At 70.7% G+C, this 22,717-nt stretch carries 18 protein-coding genes; 13 read left to right on the plus strand and 5 right to left on the minus strand.

Features of this window, described 5'->3' with window-relative positions; translation table 11 throughout:
* Positions 1–84 precede the first annotated feature (84 nt).
* On the minus strand, positions 85–1,281 hold the full coding sequence (locus ACWDR4_RS37015) for a site-specific integrase (RefSeq protein WP_450415003.1): 1,197 nt from the start codon (positions 1,279–1,281) through the stop codon (positions 85–87).
* A gap of 451 nt (positions 1,282–1,732) precedes the next feature.
* On the opposite strand from ACWDR4_RS37015, the gene ACWDR4_RS37020 reads away from it, so the two are divergent.
* The 3 genes from ACWDR4_RS37020 (at position 1,733) to ACWDR4_RS37030 (ending at position 5,648) form a co-directional block, all read left to right on the plus strand.
* Positions 1,733–2,737 carry a hypothetical protein gene (locus tag ACWDR4_RS37020; RefSeq protein WP_450415005.1) on the plus strand — a complete coding sequence of 335 codons (1,005 nt, stop codon included), beginning with the start codon at positions 1,733–1,735 and terminating at the stop codon, positions 2,735–2,737.
* Between the two features lie 492 nt (positions 2,738–3,229).
* Complete coding sequence (locus tag ACWDR4_RS37025) at positions 3,230–4,063, plus strand: replication-relaxation family protein (RefSeq protein WP_450415110.1); 834 nt, start codon at positions 3,230–3,232, stop codon at positions 4,061–4,063.
* 553 nt (positions 4,064–4,616) lie between these two features.
* Complete coding sequence (locus tag ACWDR4_RS37030) at positions 4,617–5,648, plus strand: hypothetical protein (protein WP_450415007.1); 1,032 nt, start codon at positions 4,617–4,619, stop codon at positions 5,646–5,648.
* A 30-nt stretch (positions 5,649–5,678) separates the two neighbouring features.
* Here ACWDR4_RS37030 and ACWDR4_RS37035 read toward each other — a convergent pair whose 3' ends face one another.
* From ACWDR4_RS37035 to ACWDR4_RS37050, 4 genes are all read right to left on the minus strand, one after another.
* Positions 5,679–5,813, minus strand: a complete 135-nt coding sequence (locus ACWDR4_RS37035) for a DUF6336 family protein (protein WP_450415112.1) — start codon at positions 5,811–5,813, stop codon at positions 5,679–5,681.
* 277 nt (positions 5,814–6,090) lie between these two features.
* Positions 6,091–6,540: a DUF6336 family protein gene (locus tag ACWDR4_RS37040; protein ID WP_450415009.1), complete on the minus strand. Its 450-nt coding sequence runs from the start codon at positions 6,538–6,540 to the stop codon at positions 6,091–6,093.
* Positions 6,541–6,691: 151 nt separating this feature from the next.
* Positions 6,692–8,149, minus strand: a complete 1,458-nt coding sequence (locus ACWDR4_RS37045) for a hypothetical protein (RefSeq protein ID WP_450415011.1) — start codon at positions 8,147–8,149, stop codon at positions 6,692–6,694.
* Entirely contained in the window at positions 8,146–9,546 is a 1,401-nt protein-coding gene (locus ACWDR4_RS37050) for a hypothetical protein (RefSeq protein ID WP_450415013.1), read from the minus strand. Before ACWDR4_RS37050 ends, ACWDR4_RS37045 begins: the two co-directional genes overlap by 4 nt.
* Positions 9,547–9,671: 125 nt before the next feature.
* Between ACWDR4_RS37050 and ACWDR4_RS37055 the strand changes: the two genes are divergently transcribed.
* From ACWDR4_RS37055 to ACWDR4_RS37100, 10 genes are all read left to right on the plus strand, one after another.
* Positions 9,672–9,830 carry a hypothetical protein gene (locus ACWDR4_RS37055; RefSeq protein ID WP_450415015.1) on the plus strand — a complete coding sequence of 53 codons (159 nt, stop codon included), beginning with the start codon at positions 9,672–9,674 and terminating at the stop codon, positions 9,828–9,830.
* A gap of 655 nt (positions 9,831–10,485) precedes the next feature.
* Positions 10,486–11,415, plus strand: a complete 930-nt coding sequence (locus tag ACWDR4_RS37060) for a conjugal transfer protein (RefSeq protein WP_450415017.1) — start codon at positions 10,486–10,488, stop codon at positions 11,413–11,415.
* Complete coding sequence (locus ACWDR4_RS37065) at positions 11,412–11,753, plus strand: hypothetical protein (protein ID WP_450415019.1); 342 nt, start codon at positions 11,412–11,414, stop codon at positions 11,751–11,753. The genes ACWDR4_RS37060 and ACWDR4_RS37065 overlap by 4 nt, the downstream gene beginning before the upstream one ends.
* Positions 11,750–12,349, plus strand: coding sequence for a hypothetical protein (locus tag ACWDR4_RS37070; protein WP_450415021.1), 600 nt, complete (start codon positions 11,750–11,752; stop codon positions 12,347–12,349). Before ACWDR4_RS37065 ends, ACWDR4_RS37070 begins: the two co-directional genes overlap by 4 nt.
* The gene (locus ACWDR4_RS37075) at positions 12,346–15,039 is read left to right on the plus strand and encodes an ATP-binding protein (RefSeq protein ID WP_450415022.1); all 2,694 of its coding nucleotides are present in this window, start codon (positions 12,346–12,348) and stop codon (positions 15,037–15,039) included. The genes ACWDR4_RS37070 and ACWDR4_RS37075 overlap by 4 nt, the downstream gene beginning before the upstream one ends.
* Positions 15,036–15,416, plus strand: coding sequence for a hypothetical protein (locus ACWDR4_RS37080; RefSeq protein WP_450415024.1), 381 nt, complete (start codon positions 15,036–15,038; stop codon positions 15,414–15,416). The genes ACWDR4_RS37075 and ACWDR4_RS37080 overlap by 4 nt, the downstream gene beginning before the upstream one ends.
* A complete protein-coding gene (locus ACWDR4_RS37085; protein ID WP_450415026.1) occupies positions 15,417–18,170 on the plus strand; it encodes a hypothetical protein in 2,754 nt (917 codons plus the stop codon).
* Positions 18,167–19,318, plus strand: coding sequence for a C40 family peptidase (locus ACWDR4_RS37090; protein ID WP_450415028.1), 1,152 nt, complete (start codon positions 18,167–18,169; stop codon positions 19,316–19,318). Before ACWDR4_RS37085 ends, ACWDR4_RS37090 begins: the two co-directional genes overlap by 4 nt.
* Complete coding sequence (locus ACWDR4_RS37095) at positions 19,315–19,965, plus strand: hypothetical protein (protein WP_450415029.1); 651 nt, start codon at positions 19,315–19,317, stop codon at positions 19,963–19,965. Before ACWDR4_RS37090 ends, ACWDR4_RS37095 begins: the two co-directional genes overlap by 4 nt.
* Entirely contained in the window at positions 19,941–22,565 is a 2,625-nt protein-coding gene (locus ACWDR4_RS37100) for an ATP/GTP-binding protein (protein WP_450415031.1), read from the plus strand. Before ACWDR4_RS37095 ends, ACWDR4_RS37100 begins: the two co-directional genes overlap by 25 nt.
* The last annotated feature ends 152 nt before the right edge of the window (positions 22,566–22,717 follow it).

Raw genomic sequence — 22,717 nt, forward strand, 5'->3', positions numbered from 1 at the left:
AAGTGGAGTCAGAACTCACCGACATCAACTGCCCACCGACATCACTGGAGTCAGAACCCACCCACAACTGGCCTCAAGACTCACCTACAAAGCCAGCCCGAGCCGACGGTCCAGCGCGTTGTGCAGCGCGATCAGCATCCGCAGGGCCATGGAGTGCCGGAGCATCTTCGGGGTCGCGAAGACCTCAAGCCCCGCGTCCGCGCAGCGCTCGTTCGCCCGCTCGAAAACCTTCGTCCAGCTCGCATACTCCATCGGCAGACCGCTCTCCGTCAGCCACAGCATCGCCGGCTCCAGACCGTCCTCGCCGTCGACGAACAGCCGCGTCCGCTCGGGGGCCGTCAGCCGCCCCAGCGCGCTCTGGCCCGACCCACCGTCCCGGCTCGTCCAGTACACCCGTCCCGCCCGGGTGACCTCGCGGACGATCCGCAGACCCGGCAACCGGTCGTAGACGCCCCGCGCCCGGGCGCGGGCCACCGCCAGGGCCCGCGTGCTCATCCGGTAGCCCTCGATCCGCTGGAGCGCCGGATGGCCGACGTAGAAGGTGTAGCCGGCCCGCTTGGCAACGGCCTGGCCGACCTTGCCCGCGTAGTAGTTCCGGTACCCCAGGGCGGGGAGTTCACAGGTCAGCAGGGTGCCACCCTCGCGGCGCCGCAGCCCGCTGGAGTACAGCAGGTCAGCGAAAGCCGTGTCCCTGCCGGAGCACCGGCCACGCCATGCCTCATCCTCCAGCCCGCTCGGCAGCATCCCGCCGAGCCCGACGCTGCGCCACAGCCGAAAGGCCCGAGGCGACAGCCACTTCACATCCGAGGTCTTCACGTCCGACGGCACGGGCAGCGTCACCGGGTTCGCCGGCACAAAGCCGTGCCCGGCCGCGATGTCGTACAGCAGCTTCAGCGCAGCCAGTTCCTTCGCCCAGGTCCCGCCGCCGACCGGCGCCGGGTTCTCCGCTCCCCGCCGGCGCCACGCCTCCCAGTCCTCTACGTCATCCTCCGACGCCTCGTCCCAGTCCAGCCCGCGCTGCCACAGGAAAGTGAAGAACAACCGGTAGATCGGCGCGTAGGTGAGCTGCGTGCCCTGCGCCTTCGCCGAGAACGCCGACCGCCGGAAGCACTCGCTCAGCCGGGGATCGACCCGCCCCTCCGGCGAGACCAGGATCGGCTGCTGCTCACGCAGCCCCAGCGCGCGCTCGCGCGCCTGCAGGTCTTCCCACCCAGCCACCGGCCAGTCGGCAGCAGGCGCCCCGCCACCACCAACCCAGAACAGCCGCCACTCGTAAGCCACTTCGCTCCCTCAGCCGCAACACGACATGAGGCAACACAGCGTATGTCTACAGAACACCGCTATGTGTTCCGGCTCGGCCACACTCGCCGCGAGCGAGAGCAGATCAAGCTCGGCCTTCCTGCTCGAAGGCCGTATCCCAAAGGTCCCGACCCCGAGCCGCCGGCGACCTGAGGGTCTCACCGCCCTGTACTACTTCCCCCGGAGAAGCCGTACTGGCTCGTTCTACCCACCACCCGCCCAGTACACCTGTCCTGACCTCGTACGATCTGCTCGGATCGCAGGTGTCTGGCGGGGCGGGCAGCACCCACACCCGCGTTCCACACTCCCAGAGGGAGAAAATCTCGGATCCGCAGCTTGCCAACCACAGCAATCTATATCTAGTATCGAACTATCGGCGCCGGCGCAGTTCACAGCGGCCCACCGAGATCGCATCCGAAAGGAGGTCACCATCATGCAGGCCGACAGCATCCGCCAGATACAGACACCCACCGCTGCCGGCGGCGGCGACCTCCCCGCCCTCCGCGCATCCAGCTCGCGCGGCCCTTTGCCCCTCACCACGCCTTCCTGGAGGAAGACGATGACCGGCACCGACGAGAACGAGCTCCTGGACTCCAAGCAGATCCACGACGAGTTCGGCCTCAGCCCCTCGCGCCTGAGCGAGCTGTACCGGGACCGCACCACCACCGGATGCCCGGAGCCGGACGCGATCGAGGGCCGGCGCCGCCGGTGGAAGCGCGGCACCATCGGCGCCTTCCTGACGGCCTACCGCGCGGCAAAGGCGCCGCAGTCCTCCGTCCGCCACAGCCTGCTCACCGGCCCCCGCGACCGGTTGATGTCGACATCAGAGGTGGCCAAGGTGCTCGGCCACAAGCGGACCGTGACCCTGCTCGGCTGGCTCGCGGACCGGCCCGGGTATTTCCCCGAGCCCGATGTCGCGGAGACCACCGACGGCGGCCGTCTTCGCCGCTCCTGGTACCTGGGCACCGTCGCCGACTGGATCGACCAGCGCCCCGGCCCGGGCAACACCCAGAGCAAATCCCGCACGCAGCCGGCCGCTCCGGCCGAGGACGGAGACCCCGAGGAGTTGCTCGACACCAAGCAGGCCGCGCCGATGCTCGGCTACAGCAGCCACCTGGAGCTCAACCGGGCCATCTCCCGCGGCATCCTGCCCGAGCTCGCCAGGCCGGACGACGTCCTCCGCAACGACCGGGGACTGACCAGCAACCGCTACAAGCGCCGGCGGGTCGTCGCTCTCGCACATGCCCGCCAGCAGGTCCCCACCAGTTCCGAACTCGCCGAGCGCCGCATGGAGGCCGCCATGCATGCCCTGCGCACGGCCGCCGACCCGGGCGCGGTCACCATCGAGGTCCTGGCCGAGTCCCATCCCGGCCACGGCAGCGCCGTCGCGTGGAAGAAGACGATCGATGAGGCCCGCGGCACCCTGCAGACGGACTGACAAACAAGAACACAGCTAGCGCCACGCGGTCGCTATCCTGACGATGTACGGCACCCGGCTGTGGGTTCCCTTCGTGTGACCCCGGCGGGCCGGGTGTGTCGGCCGATGGCCGGGGGAGGCTGTCAACCTCCCACCGGGATCCCCGGATCCCGGGCCGGCCATCGCTCTCTTCGACGCCCTTTCGCTCACCCCCCGGACAGGTCAACTGACCAGCGCTGTCAAGGGCGCACCGCGCAGCGGCGTCCAGGCCGTGGTCGGGCCGATTACAGGGCCGACCACGGCCTTTGTGTCCCCATCGTGACCGTGGTTGGGGCGTCGTGGTCGGTGGTCGGGTCGGGGGCAGCGGGTTTCCTCAAGGTCAGTAACAGTCCGTTCTGACCTGGGAGTTCGTCCATGTCTCTCGCCGAGAGAGGGATACGAGTGACCGCTACCTCTGCCGGGACCGCTGCGTCGTACACTCCCAGGCCCGCCGAGCCGCTGCCCCATCAGCTTCTGTCCGCGCTCGCCCAGCACCGGATGGCTACCACCAGCCAACTCCACGTTCTGCTTCGGCCGGACGTCGCCCGCCAGACCGTCTCCACCCCGCTGAACAAGCTGCGGCAGAAGGGTCTCGTCGACTACACGGTGCTGCCCCAGTCCAGCCGCACCCGCGCCTGGTACCTCACCGGCGAGGGTGCCCGCCTGACACGGGACTTCCCAGCACTGCGGGGCCGCCCTCCGTATCCGATCAACTCCGCAACAGCCGCCTCGCTGAAGACACCGCACACGCTCACCGTCGTGCGCGCCCACCTGGCCTTTGCCGCAGACGCCCAGCGTCTCGGGCACGAGCACGGCCCGTGGGACTGGACCCCTGAGGTATCTCATCCCCTGGGTGAGGGGGAACGGCTTGTGGCCGACGCGGTCATGCACTACACCGTCGTCGACGGCGAACACCGGCGGAAGCTGCGCGCGTTCGTGGAGATCGACCGCACCACCATGAGCAGCGAGCGCCTGGCCGTGAAACTGATCGAATACGCCCGGCTCTTCCAGTACGAAGCCCAGCCCGTCGGCCGCCGCCGACCCGTCTCCACCGGCCCGGCGTGGCTGCGCTGGTACCCGGTCTTCCCCCGGGTGCTCTTCGTGCTCACCGGCGCCTCCCCAGCCCGGCTGGGCAGCCGGATCAGCGATCTGCAGGCGATGGTCTCTCAGCACCCGCTCGTCGCAGCCCTCGCCCGCGAAGTCCAGCTGGGAGCCGCCGTTCTGGAGGACATCGAGGAACACGGCCCATCCGGGTCGGTATGGACGCCGCTGACCGGGGGCGAACCCCACCCATGGACCGACCTGTGACAGCTGCGCCGACCAGGACGCGCAGGTGATCACGCGGGAAGCGGCCAAGCTCCTGGGCTACACGTACCTCCGCCATCGGCACCTGCACCCCCGACAGACCCGGGTACTCCCCCGAGCCCGATGAGGACGCCGACAACCCGATGTAGTGCCACGGCACGATCGCCGCCTGGGTCACCAGCCGCCCCGGCAAGGGCCGACACCGTCTTCCGCCCCACCGCCGCACTGCCCTCGGTCCCCGTCGACGGGGACCCCAACGAGCTGCTCGGCACGGCCGAAGCCGCGAGCCTGTCCGACTACAGCAGCATCCTTCTCCAGCACCCTCTACCAAGGGCAAATCCCCGAACTACCGGAGCCAGAGACCCTCCAGAAGGACAAGGGCAACCGCGGCGGAGCCCCAAGAAGTGGCGCCGGATCGCCATCGCCGCCGCCCGCGAGCGCAGCGTGCTGCCAGCCGACGACCAGGACTCGAACGGGTTCTGACAGCGCCAGTGCTGGGGTGTATCTGCCGGGGGTGTTCGGTGACCTGGGCTGTCAGGCGTCTAAGGTCGCGTCCATGACGAGGACCACACCCCCGCGCCTTCTCGATGTCGAGGCGCTCTTCCCGGAACTGGTGGCCTTTCGGGGGACGACAACTCGGCTCCATCCGCGGCCGGGCAGACCGGACCATTCGGTCAGTTCTGTGGGCGGACCCATGCTGTGGCCGAAGGACGAGCCGTGGCCGGTGTGCGGCGAGGCCCACGGCCGTGGGCGTGGTCAACGCCCGGCCGACATCCACCGCTATCGGCAGGTTCTGGCTTCCGCGTGGGCCCGCGAGCAAGCCGCCGGCCCGACAGACGAGGAACGGGAGCTCCTGGGTGAGCTGCGCCGGAACCACCGGATCCCCGGAGTGTCCGAGACCGACCCACTGCCGATGATCGGCCTCGCGCAGCTGTACCGGCGGGATGTGCCCGACCTGCCGGCGGGGCCGGGCGACTGCGATCTGCTGCAAGTGTTCTGGTGTCCCTTCAACGCGCACGGCCCGGGCCGGTATGACCTGGAGCTGCACCTGCGCTGGCGGCGGTCGTGGGAGGTCGGCGAGGTGCTGATCGCGCCGCCGCAGCCGCTGGTCGTCGAGTCCGACGGCTTCGTACCCGAGCCCTGTGTGCTGCACCCGGAGCAGGTGGTCACCTACCCGTTCGCCGGCCTGCTGCCCGAGGAACTGTGCGCCCGGATCGACGCCTGGGAGGAAACCCTTGAAGAGGAAGCCGAACAGTCGGCGGACGAAGGCACGACAGAGCCGCACGGCTACCAGTACGACCTGTCCATCCCGCCCGGCTGGCGCGTGGGCGGCTTCGCCTCCTGGCACGCGACAGACCCCTATCCCATGGACTGCCTGACCTGCACGACACCAATGCACCTGCTGCTGACCATCGACAGCTCAGAATGGGACGGCGGCAGCGGCAGCTGGAAGCCGCTGGAGGACCAGAACCAGCCCACTCACCCTTGCGCCACACCCACGGAGGTCACTGTGGGCCGCTGGGGTGAACTCAACATCTTCGCCTGTCCCAACGAGCCCGAGCATCCGCACCGCCGGAGCATCCAGTAGCTTGTCGAGCCCCCGGTGAAGCGCGGCTGGCTATGTAGGTAACTGCGGGAGCGGGACGCCCGCCCGTACGAGCACCGGAGCCATGATCATCACGCCGCCCGTCTGGCCGGTGATCATGCGCCAGTCACGCCAGCGCCGGAGATCACCCGCACAAGTCGACCTCAGCGGACGAGACCGGCAAGGGCAACGCCAGTCGGTCGAAGGTCGCTCAGCTCCGCCTCAGCCAGCGTTCGTTGTGCGCAACGGCCCAGGCTGTCAGCGCCTGACCTTCGCGGTGGTGGTCGCCGAGCTCACGGAAGACGGTGGCGGCCTGAGTGTGGGCGTTGATGGCTTCCTCGAACCGCCGCATCTGCCGCAGGGCGAGGCCGAGGTTGTCCAGCGCCTGGCCTTCGCGGTGGTGGTCGCCGACGTCCAGTTGCCCGGGGCGCCTTGGGATTCTGGCTCAACTCCCGTACAGCCAGCTGCCGTAGGCGGCGTTGTCCACCAGGTGATAAAGCCCGAGGGCACCGGGGAAGAGCACCAGGGCGAGGACGCCCGCCCGTACGAGTACCGGAGCCATGATCATGACGCCGCCGGTCTGGCCGGTGATCGTGCGCCAGTCACGCCAACGCCTCAGGTCACCCGCACAGGCCGTCCAGAAGAAAGCCCCGACCACGATCCCCACCCCCGCACACACCATGGAGCACCCTCCCACCACGGCGAGGAACGTCTCACGGTCACGATGACCGGCGACGAACGGTGTACCCGCGCAGAGCAAGGCGACAGCGGCGATCCCCTGGACCGCGCCTCGCACCACCACGTCCTTCAAACGCAGTCGCGGCAGACGTACGCCGTCCGCGTCGGTGGCCCGTTGGACGGCTGGCTTGGATTCGGTGCGCTGCGTACCCGTCATGGACGGCACACTATCCGGACGCGGAGTACGTCCCACCGCGCTGGCCTGCAACGGGATGCGGTTGGGGGAAGGGCGCGGCAGTCCACGAAAGACTGCGGCGTCCGCGGGGCCGGTTGCCCGGAAGCCCGTCATCATCTCGGTCGCCGACCGTTCAGGAGGGTCGGGCGATCGGTGCGAGCAGGCCGTCGCCGGGCCAGAATCCCTGTTCGGCGACGAGATCGGCGAGGGCCGCGTCGACCTCGGCCAGCACGGTGGCACGCTCGGCGGGACCGTAGTCGATGAAGTCCCGGGCTGCAGCGTCGTAGACGCGCACCCGGATGTACGGACCGGCACACACGAGGGCGCGCGCGACCCCGGACAGGCCAAGACTGAGAGCATCGCAGTACCCAAGGCGCACAAGGTCCAGCAGGTCGGTGGTGACACGCTCCCCGTCACCGACAGCCGGCCAGTCGGCTCCCCCGCGCAGCTCATGGGTGAGAGTGGCCAGCGGAACGATCTCACCCGGCTCCCGTCCGTAGGTGAGGAGGTCGTGGATCCGGGCGCCGTCGGGCTGGCACACCCGCGAGTGAAGCAGCGAATCCGCAGCCACGACAGTGGTGTTGATCTCCTCGGCTCCGGGGCCGGGGTAGTACGCCTCATGAGCGAAAATCAGGTACACATCCGGATTACGGACAACCGGACGAGGTATGAGCCCGGGCACAGGAAGGTTCCCCCTCACGAGCGATGTGCCGGGGGCAGGGTGCGACGCCGGTGACATCATCGGCTGGGGACGTGGCGGGTACGAGCCCATCGGCCCCCGCGGTACGCGAGTCTGAACCGCGTCGTCTGCACCGTCCTCGGAAGCCGAGCACTCGATGATCCGGGCGGCCTCGTGGGCGAGCTGGAGCATCAGCCGCTCGCGGGCGATGAGGTCGCCCGACACCGTGCGGGTGTCCTGGGTCCGCAGCAGACCGGCGGCGTCCCACAACAGGTTGCGACCGGCCTCGGCCGAGCGGCGCAGCTCGTGACGGTCGCTGCCGGCGGCAGCCCGAAGGAGACAGGTGTGCCAGGCGGCGAGGCGCTGCAGGTACCCGGTGGCGGGCACCCCTTCGGCCATCCGCACCCGCCGCCCGGCACGAGCATCGAGCCAGCCGGGCAGCCGGTCGGCGAGCAGCGGGGCCAGCAGCCCTGCGGGCACAGCGATACCGAGGGGTACGCCGTGGGCGATCGCGTGGAAGGCGGCGATGCAGGCGATGACGGCCACCACGGTGGCGCAGTAGCTCAGCGAGCCGGGAATCCGGGTGTGCAGGGCGAAACGGCCAGCCTGACGCCGGGCGAGCCATCGCATCGCAAGGCGGTCGGCCCGAGTCGCGGAGGGCGGGAGAATCCCGATCCGGTGCGGTTGCTCGGGCGTACCGCCGTCGTCGGGGACTGTCCAGGCAATCCAGCCCCACTCGGTGCGCTCATGCACCAGGTACGGTTCGCCGGCCTCGATGGGGGCTCCGGTCTCGTGCGCGATCTGCTCGGCGTGCAGGGCGCGGGAGCGTTCCCTGTCCCAGCGGGCCGGGTCATGGGCGAAGGGCCGCAGACGCGGCGCGGCCGGGAGCGGTGTACGGAACGAGTCCGTCATCGGGTGCTTCCTTCCAACTGGTGGTCGGTCAGGGCGGAGGAGCAGGTCGTGCAGCGGCCGTCGCCGCCGGGGCGGGCGCGCCGGGGCGTGGGACCGGGGCAGGTACGGCACAGCGGCCAGCCGAGACAGGCCGGGCACAGGTCCTCACCGGGAGCGGTGCCGGGAACACCGCAGCCGGCGCACTCGACGAGGGCCCGGTAGGACAGGGCCTCGCCGACCGTGCGAGCGGCTGCGGCGGAGTGGGCCCATCGCGGCGGCGGGTCGTCCCCAGCGGGCATGTCGAAGGGATCTGCCACGGTGGCGGGAGGCGGGTAGCTCTGCGCGGAGCGCAGCCGGGCGGCGACGATCGCGTCGACAGAGGTCCGAATACTGCCCGGCAGCGGGCGACTGGTGATGACGTGGCGCAGCTGCTCGGAGTTCCAGCCGGCCTCCAGCATCGCGGTCATGATCCGGCCCTGGTCGTACAAGGCCTTCTCCTGCAGCAGCAGTTCGGGATGGGCCGACCCGATCGACAGCAGCAGCCGGGTACCCGGATCCAGGTCCTGCGGCGTCGGCGCGGCCGTCCGCTGCCCAGGCGCAGCCGGACGGCCGCTCGTGCGCTCGCCGTCGGCGCACGGAGGGAGGGAACTGGTCTTCTGCTTGTTGGTCTTCTTACTGATGGTGTTCTTTGTCGGGCGGTCAGCCAACGTAGGGTTATCCAGTCCTGGATTTCCCGACTCTGGTTGTGACGTGGTGTTTTGCAGGGCAGGCAGGTCGGTGATGAAGTACGTGGCCGAGCCGAGGGTGCCGTCGGGATGACGGTCGCGGTCCCGCTGCAGGAAGCCGTAGGACTCGAGTTCCTCCAGCCCGGTCGTCACCGCGTCGACGCCCTCGCGCGCCCGCCTGGTCAGGTCCGCGACCGTCATGTGCCAGCCCTCGCGATGGGTGCTGATCAGTCCGAACAGACCCTTCGACTTGAAGGACATGCGGTTGTCGCGGAACAGGCCGTTGGCGATCTGCGTGAACTGGTCACCGGCCATCACGCCACGGCGGATGCCCATGCCGTAATCGCCCCGGCCGTCGCCAGGTGCCGAGGGCGCGTGGAGTGCTGCGGCGGCGTCCGCCATGAGGGCATCGACGAAGGCGGAGTGGTCGGTGATGGAGTAGACGATCTCGCCGAGGGTGCCGTCCGTACGCCGGAGGCGTTCGCGGATCAGGTAGCCGTGGGTCTCCAGTTCTTTCAGCCCGGCACGGACCGCGTCCCGTCCGTCGGGCCCAGAGCGGACGAGCCCGGCGACGGTTACGTGCCAGCCGTCGCGGTGGGTGCTGATGTATCCGAAGATTCCTTTCGCCTTGTAGGTGAGGCGGCTGTCTCGGAAGAAGGCGTTGGCGATCTGGGTGAACTGATCGCCAGCCATCGGGCCACCGCGGATCCGTGCTCCGGTCATCGCGTGTCCGTGAGTCCGCCGCTGTCTGCGCGGCAGCCAGGGCAGCCCACGCCGCCCACGCAAGCGAGAGGCCTGGCGCCTACGGCTGAGGAGACGTGCGTGAGATCCATGCAGGCAGCACACCCGACGGCGCCGACCAGCACGGCAGCCACCAGCCCCGACCACCGATCACGATCCAGCAACACGCGTGCTGGGCCGCCATGGCCGGGGGCATGGTCGGACCCAACCATGCACCGGCCGCGTCCGACGCGTGAGGCGCAGGGCGTTCGAAGTCGGAGGATGCCGGCTGTTCAGCGCGGGTGCGTCAGATGGCGGTTCTCCACGCCCGGATGGCGGCGGTCATCGGGAGGGTTGACGGAGGCGTCGGAGATTCCGGCACGGATTGAGGCTGCCCGCTTCGACGGTCCGGCTGCCGTCTGTGCCCCCCGCGGCCCGGATGGAAACGGCGGCCGGCTCGGGCTGCGCAATCGGTGCGCACCACCGACTGCGCAGCCGGGTACGGGCCGTTGCGCACGCGCTGCGCACCGGGTCCGGATCGTGCGCAATCGACGTGCGCATGTGAGTGCGCAGCCCTCGCCCGAGGTTCTCGGGAGCCTGCTGCGCATCCGCCCGCCGCTGCGCACTCCCCCGGCGCGGGAGTCCGGGGGACTGCTCGCCCGAGGGCTTCACCACACTTTGCACATCGGCTCCAGCCGCCCCGATCACCGCGTGCTGTGGCGCATCGGAGCGGGACTCCGCCGGGGTGCGAAATATCGTGGCCGGGGTCATGGTCGGGGCGACCATAGCCCCGACCACGGGTTTGTGTCCCTTTCGTGATCGTGGTCGGGCCTTCGTGGTCGGTGGTCGGGTCGGGAGCGACCGATTGTCTCGGGTCACAAGCAACAACCCGCTCTGACCCGGGAGTTCGGAATGTCTCGTGCCAAGCAGTCACGGGAGGAACAGGCCGCTCCCCCGACGGCCACAGACGCCCGGCTGCAGCAGATACGGCGCCGCGTCCACCTGGGCCGCATGGGCGCGTGGGCCGCGGTGGCCGCCGGCCCCATCGCGCTCGCCATCGCCGTGGCCTCGCCCTCGACCGTGGTCCCGGCTGCCCCCACGGCCAAACCGGCCACCGTGAAAACGGCCGCGGCCTCCAGCCCGGCCGGATACGCCACCGTGTTCCTCAACGCGTGGCTGCACAGCCACGCGGCCGGTGAGAGCAGTGCGCAGGCCCAGCTTGCGCAGTCGATGGGACCGAGCGTTGATCTTCCCGAGGCGTCGGGTGCGCAGCCCCGGCCGGAGTCGGTCGTGGCGGTACGCAGTGCGCAACGGACCGGCACGTCGTGGTCGGTGACGCTGGCTACGCAGTACGCCGACGGCTCGGTGCGCTACTTCGCGGTACCGGTCGTCACCGACCCGGGCGGCGCCTCGTTCACCGTGACCGGTGCCCCCTCGGCGGTGGCGGGCCCGGCACGCGCTGCACAGGAGCAGTCGCCGTACACGATGACCGTCCCGAACGGCGGCGATCTGTCGTCCGCCACCGGGGAGTTCCTCGCCGCATATCTGGCGGGCGCCGGGGAAGTCGGCCGCTACCTCGCTCCCGGGGTGAAGCTGTCGCCCATCTCCCCCGCCCCCTACGAGACGGTCACGGTCGAGCAGCTACTCGCCGCCGACCAGCAGGCGGCTCCCGAAGCTGTCCCTTCGGACGGGACCCGGGTGCGGGTGATGGCCGAGGTAGAGGCCCAGGACAGCACGGGGCGGTGGCCGCTGGCCTACGAGCTGACGTTCACGGCCCGCTCAGGCCGGTGGGAACTTTCAGCGCTTGAGTCCGGCACCGCCCGGACCGGGGGCGCCCGGTGAACACCGTCAACAGCCTGATACTCGCTGGGCAGTTGGACGACCTCGGCGACAACTGGATCACCATGTTCCAGGACTGGGCCACCAAAGGCCTGACCGCCGGACTGCTCGTCCTCGTCGTCATCACCATGATCCGAGCGTTCTCGCTGAAGGCAGGAATCGGCGCCTTGCTGCTGATGATCATCGCGCTGGGGCTGTACAACTCCCGCGAGGAACTGGCCGACATGTTCACCGACGAGGTCAACAACCCCACCCAAGGCACGCCCGCTGTCCCCGGCATAGTGCCGGGTGAGCCCCCGGCCACCCGTGAACACTCCGCCGGTGCCGGGGGCCGGCTGTGAGCGCCGCCAACACCCCCGCGCGAACGAGCCGTTTCTACACCTCCGCCCGCCGCCATCCCTGGGTACTGGGGAAGGTCGCGGACTGGAAGATCCCCCTCGGCCCATACACACCTGCGCAGATCGCGGTCGCCATCGGCGGCGGCTTCCTTCTCGTCAAGACCATCAGCTGGTGGTCGTGGACGGGGCCGCTCCCGATCGCTGCCTGGCTGCTGGCGATCTGGGCGGTCCGCCGCCCCAAGGTCCGGGGCCGTGCCCCGATGCAGGCGGCACTGGGCTGGGTGCTGTTGGGATGGCAGCCCCGCGGCGGGCGGATCGGCGGACGGGCCGCCCGCGACCGAGCCCCCCACTTGCTCCTCGGCAGCTTCACCATCGAGGACACGCCCGGCTCCGAACTGGCGGCTCCGCCGTCCCGTGCCGCTCAGCGGCGCACCGGTCCGGCGCGCGTCCCTCGCCCGGCCGCGGTCCGCCCGTCCACGCGCCGCCGCACGAAGCCGGCTGCTCCTGCGGCGGCGGTGGGGCCGGGGCCGGGTGTGCAGCAGTTGCTCGCGCTCGCCGAGCAGGGCAGGAGTACGCGGCAGGGCGGGGGTGCGCGGTGAGGGTTCCGATCCGTCACATCGCCGGGCACCTGGCGTGGTCGACGCAGGGCAGCGTGTGGGCCCTCTACCGTCTCCACCCGGACCCGGACGCCCGAGGACAGTTAGAGGAGACCGTCCAGGGCACCTACGTGCCCGCCCCGGTCCGGGACGAACAACTCGCAAAGATCACACATCTGGTGCGGTCGCTGTCCGGAGCGCCGCGGCTGTTCGGACTGTGCGCGCAGGTCGATCCCGGCGAGATCGCCCTGCGCATGATCGAAGGCATCGAGCCGGCCGGCACGACACCGGATGACGGCCCGCACCCATGGGTGGAGAACCTCGAGGCGACCCTGGATCTGCTGGACAGCCAGGAGATGCACCGCCGCACCCTGTGGCTGGCCATCCCGCTGCAGACCGAACAGGCCGGTCTGCAGATGTCCGCCTCCCTCGGCGCCGCCTGGGCGGAGCTGTCTCCGATGCTGGGCATGCGCCCGGCACCCGTGGCCCGGCGCGAGGTGACCGCCTACCGTGAGCAAGCCTCCCGGGTGGAGGCCTCGCTCGCCGGCGGGATCGCCTTCCGCCCGGCCCGCCCGGCGGAGATCGTATGGATGATCCAGCACGCCCTCCACCGCGGCCTTGCCGAGCCGCTGCTGACGGAAGCCGAAACCAGCGACCTGTACAGCGGGCACCTGCGGGACGGTGTGTTGCGCTCGCCCAGCTACGCCGATCTCGGACAGGTCCGCCTACAGGAAGGCGGCATCGATCCCGTCCTCGACGATGTCAGCGAGCTCAAGAGTGCGGGCCGGATCACGCGGTCAGGCCGCACGGCCTGGTGGCGGCTGAACACCGGCTCACCGATCGGACGGCGCTGGCTACAGATCGAGTCCGACGCCGGCACCGGCTACCAGGCGCAGCTGGCACTGGCAGAATGCCCGCCCTCCATCCACCAGGACGCCGCCGATCTGTTCGCCCAGCTGGAGACCCTCGACTTTCCCGTCGACTACACCGTCGACCTCACGCTGGTGCCCGCGGAAAAGGCCCGCGACCAAGTGCGGCGCAAAAAGAACGAGTTAATCGACCAGGCCGACCAATACGACGCCCGCCCCACCGGCATGCCCGCCTCACTGTCCGAGGCGGCCCGTGACCTGGGCGAGCTGGACGCCCGCCTGTCGCGGACCTCGGTCGAGGTCGAGGTGCAGTCCGTCACCGTGCTGACGGTGTGGGGGCCGACCGCCGCAATCTGCGACGCCCGCGCCCGGGCCCTCGCCTCACTGCTCGCTGGCGCCGACTACCGGGCCGTGCGCCCAGCCGGCCTACAGGAAGCGCTGTTCACCCTGGGCCTGCCCGGCACCGTACGGCCCGGGGCTGTCCGGGAGTTCACCCAGCACCAGGTCAGCGAGGACTGGGCGCTGGGCGGAGCCTTCACCACTGCGGAGGTCGGAGACCCGAACGGGATGTTCCTCGGCATCGACCTGGACTGCGGCACCACCCGCCCCGTCATGATCAACGTCGCGGACGCACCCAAGCAGGACGCGTCCGCCTCAATGGGCATCGTCGGCGACCTGGGCGCGGGCAAGAGCGTCCTGCAGAAGCTGATCGCCGAGGCAGTGTGGGCGCGCGGCGGCTGCGCGATCTGCATCGACCGCACCCCCGTACGCGAGTGGGCCACCTTCGCCCGCACCGCAGCCAAGGGCCGCGTACAGATCATCGACGCCGCCCGCGCCGAAGTGTCCATCGACCCGCTGCGCATGGTCAACGGCCCCGAAGGCCGCCACTACGCCCTGTCCTACCTGACCCTTCAGCTCGGCATCGGCCCGATGAGCACCAACGGCGAGGTCCTTCACCACGCGGTCGAGAAGGCCGCCGCCAACGAGCAGCCGTCCATGCGCCGCGTGCTGGACGTCCTGGAGGAGATGGCCACGACCGAGGTGGGCAAGCGGCAAGACGCGGCCGCCACCCTCGCCGGTCTCATCCGCGTCGTCGCCACCAACCCTCTCGCCGCTATGGTGTTCGACCCCACCCTGCCCCCGGTACGGCTGGACGCCTCCAGCACCTCCGACATGATCGTGATCACGACCGTGGGTCTGAAGCTGCCGCCCAAGGCGGCGTTCGGCAATCCGGAGGTCCTGCACCAGCAGCCGCTAGAGGCCCTGATCGGGCGCGCCGTCCTCTACCTGATCGCGGCGATCGCCCGGCAGACCGCGTTCGAGGACCCCGAGCGGTTCACCGCTGTGGTCGCGGACGAGCTGTACTGGCTCACCTCATCGGCCGAGGGCACCGCGCTGGTCCACGAAATCCTCCACGACGGCCGCAAACACGGCGCCGGCCTCATCGCCGGATCCCACGACGCCGAAGAACTCGGCCCCGACCGCGGCCTGATGGCATACCGGGCGCTCGCCCGTACCGCCGACCATGAACGCGCCCGCCGCGGCCTCGAGTTCGTCGGGCTCGACCCCAACGACCCTGCCCTGCTGCGGCTGGTGACCACCGGCCTGTCCCCCGTCGGCCGCAAGGGCCGGGAGGGCGAGTTCCTGCTGGCCTGCCCGCGGCAGAACACCGGCCGCATCAAGGTCTGCATCCCCCGCATCCCACGCATCGCCACGTCCATCACCACCACACCCGGACGCCGCACGAGCACGGCCTCCCCTTCCGTGCCTGAGCCGCTCCCCGGCAAGAGCGCGGAGACCCGTCCGAAGGAACACGTCTCATGACCACGTCTTCTTTCTCCTCATCCCACCGCCGACGCATCGCCGTCGTCGCGAGCGCCCTGGTGGTGATCGCTCTCCCGGCCGCCCTGTTCACCCTGGTGGCGGGGGCGGGTGTCCCGGAGTCGTGGTGGCCACGCACCGGACAAGCCTTCTCCGTCGACGCTCACGCCGGCTCCGCGCGCCAGGATCCGTGCAATCTGGTCGTGGGCCCGGGCACGAAGTACTGCGAGCGCGACACCGCCTCCGCCACGCCCTCAGCAGCCGGGACTCTCGATGACAGGGCCAGCGCGGTATGGATGGTCGTTCCGCCCGCTGCAGGACTGGCCGCCGGCGTCGTCGTGTGGCGGCGCCGGGGTACTGCCGGACACGGGCGGCGCTGAATGTGGCGCCCGGACCGCGGCACGCTCTGCTCGGCCGGCTTCGTCGTCCTGCTCACCGGGGTGTTCGTCCTGGTGAACAGCCAGGTCGTGTACGCGGCGAGCGGCAATACCGAGACCGGTGACCTCCTGGCACCGCTGAACATCACCTCCTCCGAGGGCGTGCCGATCAACGGATACGAGCTGAACGCCGAGGGCGGTTCCATCGTCAGTTTCAAGACGCAGTCGCTGGCCCTCGCCCTGTCCGGTCTGTTCACTGTCATCCGGCTGCTGGTCGGTTTGGCGGGCTGGGCAGTCGAGGTCGCCTTCCGGTTCCCGCTGTTGGAGATCCTCATCCGACCGGCCCAGAAGGTCGCCGACTCCTACAACAACGTGGTCGTCGACACCCTCGGGCTCAGAGGGTTGCTGCTGGCCTGGGCCTTCGTCTTCGCCGCCTTCATGATTGTGCGCGGCCGGGTCGGCCGCGGTCTCGGTGAGATCTTCCTGACGCTGCTGATCGCGGCGTTCGCCGCGTCCAGCTTCGTCCGCCCCGACTACCTACTCACGCAGGGCGGTCCGCTAGGGCAGACCCAGCAGGTGGCTGCCGAAGTCGCCCAGGAGAGCGTCAACTCCTACGACTGGGGCGGCAAGCTCGCCAGCCTGGACCCATGCGCCGACCTGGCTGGCAACGCCGAACTCCAGTGCCTGGAACGGGAGGGCCAGGCCCCCGTCGATTCGACGGATTTGGCCCGCCCGCTGCAGGACAGCATCTCCAACGCGCTGATCGTGAAGCCGTTCATGCTGCTGGAGTACGGGCGCATCCTCGACCCGGCCAAGGCCTCCGACCGCAAGGCGTACGCCGTCCATCTGAAATGGATCACCGGCGGGTACAAAGTCGGCGGGAACAAGGGGACCGGGGAACACAGCGAGGCCTGCGACCTTCTTGTCGGCCAGGCGAAGCAGGTGTGCGAGCTCGAACAAGGCGGCGGTGTACCCGGCAATGACGGCAGCCCCACCCTGCCGGAACTCACCCCCGGCGGTGCACTGCTGGACGCCTCCAACGCGATCGTCACCGATGAGGACCGCGAGTTCTACGCTTTCCTCCAGGACATGAAGAAGGCCGACGCCGTCGGTAAAGCCTGCGCCGACTACGCCGAGAAGCCCACCTGGTGGCGTGTCGGAGGCGCCGCCCTGCTGCTGGTCGCCGCCCTGTTCATCTGCGGCATGCTCCTGTCCAGCGCGATCGTGCTGCTCGGCACCCAGGGCATCTGCGTAGCGGCCGCGGCCGTCGGCGGGGTCACCCTCATCGCCGGTATGCTGCCCGGCCCGGCACGCCAATCGGTGTGGAAGTGGCTGTCGATCTGGGGCATCGCCATCCTCTCCATGGTCGGCGTGTGCGCGTTCGTGCCGTTCTTCGGCATCGCCGTGGACGCCACCATCACCAACGGACCCGACCTGATGGTCGAACGGATCCTCCTGATCGACGTCCTCGCCATCGCCAGCGCGGCCGGGCACCGCCGCCTGCTCACCGGAATCACCTCCTTCGGGCGGCGCATGGCCATGCGCATGCGGTACGCGAAGGTCGGCGGCACCCACCTGCCCGGCGACACCTCCGAACTCGGCGCCGCGCTCGCCATGAACTCCCCCGCCGCGATGGGCGGTTACGGCGGCGGGCTGCGTGCCTTCATGGGCGGAGGTGGCGGCCGGTACGGGATGCTCGGTACCCGACAGCGGCTGATGGGCGCGCTCGCCTCCCTGGTCGACGGCGCGGGCATGCCGGTGGACACCGGCGGGATCCTCGCCGACGCCACCGCCGAAGCCGGACGCGGTCTCGCCCCGCTCACTGCGGCCGCGGCCGTGGGCGGACTGGGAGTGCGGCTCGGCGGGAAGGGCGCGCACTGGCTTCTGATCGGCCGGCGCCCGGACAGGGAGCAGCTGGCCAAGTGGCGCAAGCCCACCGCCGACGGCGACCCGGACACAGGTGGCCCGGCGGACGGCCCAGGCGGTGGTTCCGGCGGCGGGGGGCCGCGCCGGCCCGGAGGCCCGCCCGACCGCTACCGCAACGAGGACGGCCAGGTCGTCGACCGCCGGACGGGTCAGGTGCTGCACGACCAGAACACCGACCGCACCCTGCTGTCGACGCGCGCACACAACCGGCTGGTCCGCTTCCGCGGCTACCGCATCCTCAATCGGGGCGGGCGAGCCGCATACGGGACAACAGTCGGGCTGCCAGCCAACGTCCAGCGTGCCCGGTCGGGAGGCTCGCGCTACTCCGAAGACGCCCGCCAGCAGGCGCGGGTGTGGGGCAACACCATCCGCGAGGACGCCCGCGCCTGGGGCGACACCGGACGGCATGTGTCCCAGACCGTCCGGGAACGTTCGGACGACAGCGGCGGGACGGGCCCCTTCGTCAGCCGCCGCCTGCCGACCCTTCCGCCACCGTCACCGGCTCCGCGGCCAGCCGGGTCCCCGGGCCGTTCGAGTCCGCCGTCCCCGCAGTCCAGCGCGCCCTCGCCTCGGACCCCGGCCAGCCGTCGGCCGGGCACCCCACCGACGTCCCCGCCACAGCGCGGAGGGGGTGGGGGCACGGCCGGGCGAGCGGGCGGCCCGGCGCCGGACAGGTCCAGGCCGATCTTTCCCGGAGGCGGCGGCGCGAGCAGCAGCACCCGTGACGCCGCGCGAGCCCGGTTCCAGGAGCTGATGCGGCGCACCGCGGCCGACGCCGAACGCCTGCGCCAGGAGCGGGCCCGGCGGCAGGAGGACGGTGAAAGCGAGTGAGGCCGGCCCGGCGCCGGATGGCGCGGTGGGTGGGTGTGGTGGTGCTGTTGCTGTTCGCCGCCGTGTGCTGTGCCGCACCGGTCGGGAACGCGATCAGCGCGTACGTCGCACTGAGGACGGGTGCGCAGGATGACGGAGGGATCGCCGAGGGCGGCAGCGTCGCAGACATCCCGCCCCGGATGCTGACCGCCTACAAGAAGGCCGTCCAGCAGATCGGGAAGCATGTGCCGAAGTGCCAGGGCATGCGCTGGCCGGTCCTCGCCGGGATCGCCAAGGCCGAGTCCAACCACGCTGCGGGCCGCAGCATCGCCGACAACGGCGACATCCGCCCGAGGATCTACGGGGTGCTCCTCAACGGTTCCGGGGCCGGCGGCAACACCACCGTGGTCCCGGACACCGACGGCGGCCGTTGGGACGGCACCGCGAGCGGCGAGCGCGCTGTCGGCCCCTTCCAGTTCCTGCCCTCCACCTGGGAAGGCGTCGGCGAGGACGCCAACGGCGACAAGACGGCCGACCCGCATAACGCCGACGACGCCGCCCTCGGCGCCGCGATCTACCTGTGCGGAGGCGGCCGTGACCTGGCCCAGCGTGCCCAGCTCAAGGCCGCGGTCCTGCAGTACAACCACTCCACCGAGTACATGGCCAACGTGCTCGGGTGGATCGACCAGTACACGGCAGCCGCCAAGGACCCGGACCTGATGAACGTGTCCGGGAAGGTCCGTACCGTCATCGAGGCAGCACTCTCCCAGCGCGGTGTCCCGTACTCGTGGGGCGGCGGAAATACGGACGGCGCCTCGTACGGCATCTGCTGCTCCCCCAGCGGCAAAAGCGGCACGACCATCAAGGGCTTCGACTGCTCAGGCCTGACCCTGTACGCCTACGCCAAGGCCGGCATCCAGCTCCCGCGCACGGCGGCCGCCCAGGCCGGGGTCGGCCAGCGGATCCCCGCGAGCCTCGGCACCGGCGCGCTCAAGCCCGGCGATCTCATCTTCTATGCCGACGCCCCCGGCCACGACGCGACGATCTATCACGTGGGGATCTACCTCGGCGGCGGACGGATGGTCGATGCCGCCCGTCCGGGCACCGTGGTCCGCCTGGACGCGGTCAACGCGATGCCGGGATACGCGGGAGGGGCCCGGCTGCTATGACCCCCTCCCCTGTGCGCTCGCCGCACCTGCTGCTGACCACCACCGTGGTCCTGGTCGTGGCCGGGCTCATCCTGCTGACGAAGCCTCCTGCGCCAAGCACACCCGCTACAACGGCCGCGCCGCGCGAGACTGACGCCACGTCGGTTCCCTCGGCAACCCCTCCCCGCAGCCGTCCTCCGCAGACCGGGGCGCCCGCCGCGCCAGCCACGGCCTCCGCCTCGACGGCGGGGCCGGTCATCGCGTCCCCGTTGCCGCCGCACGGCGAGGGCATAGGCGGCGATGCGGCGATCCAGAAGTCACTGGAAGACGCCTGGCCTTCCGACCTGTCCGCCGCCGACGAGCACACGCTCCTCGCGGCGGGACGTGGGCTGCTGCGGGCGGACGCCACCGCGATCGGACGTACCAAGTGGCCAGCGCACTTTGGCGACCCGAATCAGGCGGTCGCACAGGCGTTCCAAACTTCCCGCTTCCGCATCCAGGCTGCCGTCGCCCGCCGCGACGGCAGCTCCACCAAGGCGGTGGTGCACCTGGTGTGGGCGGGCGCGGATCGCGGCGGCACCTACACCGACCGGCGCATCACCGATCTGTTCTTCACCCGCACTTCGACGAAGGGAGTGTCCACGTGGACTCCGCAGCCCCGTATCTGATCGACCAGGCCGATGAGACGGCAGCCGGTCAGGCACTTGGCCTGCTCACCGACCTGGTCGACGCCGCCGGCTGGCTCTACGGCCACTGGTATGTGTTCGCCCTGGCCATCGCCGTGTGCTGGGGTACGGGCGAGGTGGTGGTGCGCCGTCTCGCCGCGCGCGCCTCGGCCGAGCGGATGGCCCTGGAGCTCACCCCCACCCGCCATTTCGACCCAGGCCTGGAGGAGATCTTCCGGCGCGGCGTCCAGCTCGCCCGCGCCTCCACAGCCATGCCCTGGTGGACGCCCCGCAGGGCGAAGGCCGTACAGATCCGGCTGCGCGCGGACGGCTCCAGCCCGCTGCGCTACCGCATCGAAGGCCCCGCCGGCGGCGAACGCTTGCTGTCGATCACCCCGTTCGGATCTGCCGTCACCGTCCAGCGGGCCCGGCCGATCGCCGACAAGCCGCGAGAGCATACGGTGCGGGCCGAGTTCATCCTGCGCGGCAAACCCACCGCCCCACTGCGTGACGTTCCCCTCGACCCGGACCCGCTACAGCCACTGATCGACGCCGTCTCCGACCTGCGGACCGAACTCGGCGACCTGGCCGAGATACGGCTCGACATCCAGCGCGCCCCCAAGTGGGCGCTGCGGGCGCGCCGTCTGCAGCTGATGACGGACGCCCGCCGCAAGGAACGGCGCGAGACACAGCGGGCCGCCCGATGGGTGCGCCACGACGCCCACGGAATCGAGGACTCCCTGGCCTGGCACCTGCAACAGCTGGTCAGCAGCCGCGAGGGCGGGGGCGGGCGCCGCCTGGTCATGCCACCCCTCCCCCACCGGGTGGACCCCGAGGAGGCGCTGGGCAAACTCGCCGACGACGACCACCTGGTGCGCGTCCAACTGCTCGTGATGTGCGCGTCGAACACCGAAGGACGGGCCGAGGCCCGGATCGCGCAACTGCAGGCTGCCTTCGACGTGTTCGGCGGCGGCTCACGGTGGGCGATGCGCGGGTGGCGCGTGGGCCCCTGGCGGTTCGGGGCGGACCGCTGGCCCAGCCGGCACGGCTTCGAGCGCCGCTGGAATCTGGGGCACTGCCAGCCGCCCCGCCCCAACTGGGTACGCCTGCACGAACTCACCGGCCTGCTCAAGCCGCCCACCGTGCACTGCCGGCTGCCGCTGCTCGCCGGTGACCTGCCGACCTTCGAGTGGGGGAACCCGGAGTTGCTGCTGCAGGGCATCTACCAGGCACCGGACGGCCGCCGTCGCCTGGTCGCCAGCTACGCCGAAGAGACGCTGTTCGAGGTGGGGGTGGGAAAGGCGGGCGGCGGCAAGACCGAACGCGCCCTCGCGCAAGCGATCGGCTGGGCCCATGCCGGCGGAGGGATGATGTTCGTCGACCCGCACCGCGACTCCTGGCCCCGCGCCCTGCCCTTCCTCGCCCACGACCCGCTGATGCGTCGGACCGCGCTCATCGACCTCAACGCCAACGGACCCGCCCCGCAGGTCAGTTCATGGAATCCGCTCGCCATGCACCAGGGCCAGGTGGCGCACGAGGTCGTCGAGGCCACCGCCGACGCGTTCGCGTCCGCGCTCGGCTGGGACGATGCCAGCGCACCCCGCGCGCTGACCATCCTCACCGCCGCCCTGGCGGTGCTGGTGGCGGTCAACGACACCGCGTGCCGGGCCGGGCGGCCCGAGGACCAGGCCACCATCTTCCACCTGCGGGCCCTGCTCACCGACCCGGCCTTCCGCACCGCGGCGCTCACCGGGGTGGAAGGAAGTCTCGACGACGAGACCCGCTCCTGGTGGCAGACCGTGTTCCCGACACTGCCCCTCGACGCCTTCGCCGTCGTCCTCAACCCGATCACCCGCCTCGCCGCCAACCCCGTCACCCGCGCCTTCCTCGGCCAGGGCGCCGGTGTCTACAACATCCGCTCGGCCATGGACACCCGGATGATCGTGTGGGTGTGCCCGGGCGGCAACGGACCCACCGACCGGCTCATCACCGCGCTACTCGCCCGCGACCTGCTACGGGCCGTGCGCTCCCGCCGCGACACCCCACCATCCCAGCGGGTGCCGTTCCGCCCGTACTTCGACGAACTCATCACCCTGACCGGGGCCGCCCCGGAGACGATCGCCTCGATGTTCGAGGACTTCCGCAAGTACAAGGTCCACGTCCACGGCATGACCCAGCTGCTGGCCCGCCTACCCATCCCGGTACGGCTCTCCCTCCTCCAGAACGCCTCCACCCTGGCGTCCACAGCCGGCTCACAGCCCGCCATCGCACCCATCACCGCGGAATGGGGAGAGCGCCCCGGCCCGGACATCGTCGCCACCCTGGACCGGTACGAGCACTACCTGTCGCTGACGGTCCACGGCCGTCGTGTCGGACCCTTCCGGATCACCGGCCCCCACCTCGACGAGATCTTCGCCGACTACGCCCGTCCCCGCCACGCGGCAGCGCTGGAACACTCCGCCCAGGCCATGGCCGCCACCGCGCCGCTGGGCCAGCTCACCACCCGTGCCGCCGACCAACTCGACCGTGTGAACGCCTTCCTGGCCCAGCACACCCCCACCACCCCGCCAGCCGCACGACGGCAGAAGCACGGATACCAATGACACCGAGCACTTCGCCACCCGCCGCACGGAGGAGGGCCCGCCCGTGACCGCTACCGGCCCGAAGACCCGGACCACGACGGGACACACCCCAAGTCCCGCCGAGCCGCTGCCGCATCAGCTCCTGGCCGCGGTGACACAGACCCGGTGGTGAC

This window comes from Streptomyces sp. NPDC000878, assembly GCF_053599695.1.

Excerpts from the sequence above, each read along its gene's own strand:
- ACWDR4_RS37095 (WP_450415029.1), top strand. The coding sequence starts at position 19,315 with ATGACCCCCTCCCCTGTGCGCTCGCCGCACCTGCTGCTGACCACCACC.
- ACWDR4_RS37020 (WP_450415005.1), top strand. The coding sequence starts at position 1,733 with ATGCAGGCCGACAGCATCCGCCAGATACAGACACCCACCGCTGCCGGC.
- ACWDR4_RS37045 (WP_450415011.1), bottom strand. The coding sequence starts at position 8,149 with ATGACGGACTCGTTCCGTACACCGCTCCCGGCCGCGCCGCGTCTGCGG.
- ACWDR4_RS37080 (WP_450415024.1), top strand. The coding sequence starts at position 15,036 with ATGACCACGTCTTCTTTCTCCTCATCCCACCGCCGACGCATCGCCGTC.
- ACWDR4_RS37085 (WP_450415026.1), top strand. The coding sequence starts at position 15,417 with ATGTGGCGCCCGGACCGCGGCACGCTCTGCTCGGCCGGCTTCGTCGTC.
- ACWDR4_RS37050 (WP_450415013.1), bottom strand. The coding sequence starts at position 9,546 with ATGGCTGGCGATCAGTTCACCCAGATCGCCAACGCCTTCTTCCGAGAC.
- ACWDR4_RS37060 (WP_450415017.1), top strand. The coding sequence starts at position 10,486 with ATGTCTCGTGCCAAGCAGTCACGGGAGGAACAGGCCGCTCCCCCGACG.
- ACWDR4_RS37040 (WP_450415009.1), bottom strand. The coding sequence starts at position 6,540 with ATGACGGGTACGCAGCGCACCGAATCCAAGCCAGCCGTCCAACGGGCC.
- ACWDR4_RS37030 (WP_450415007.1), top strand. The coding sequence starts at position 4,617 with ATGACGAGGACCACACCCCCGCGCCTTCTCGATGTCGAGGCGCTCTTC.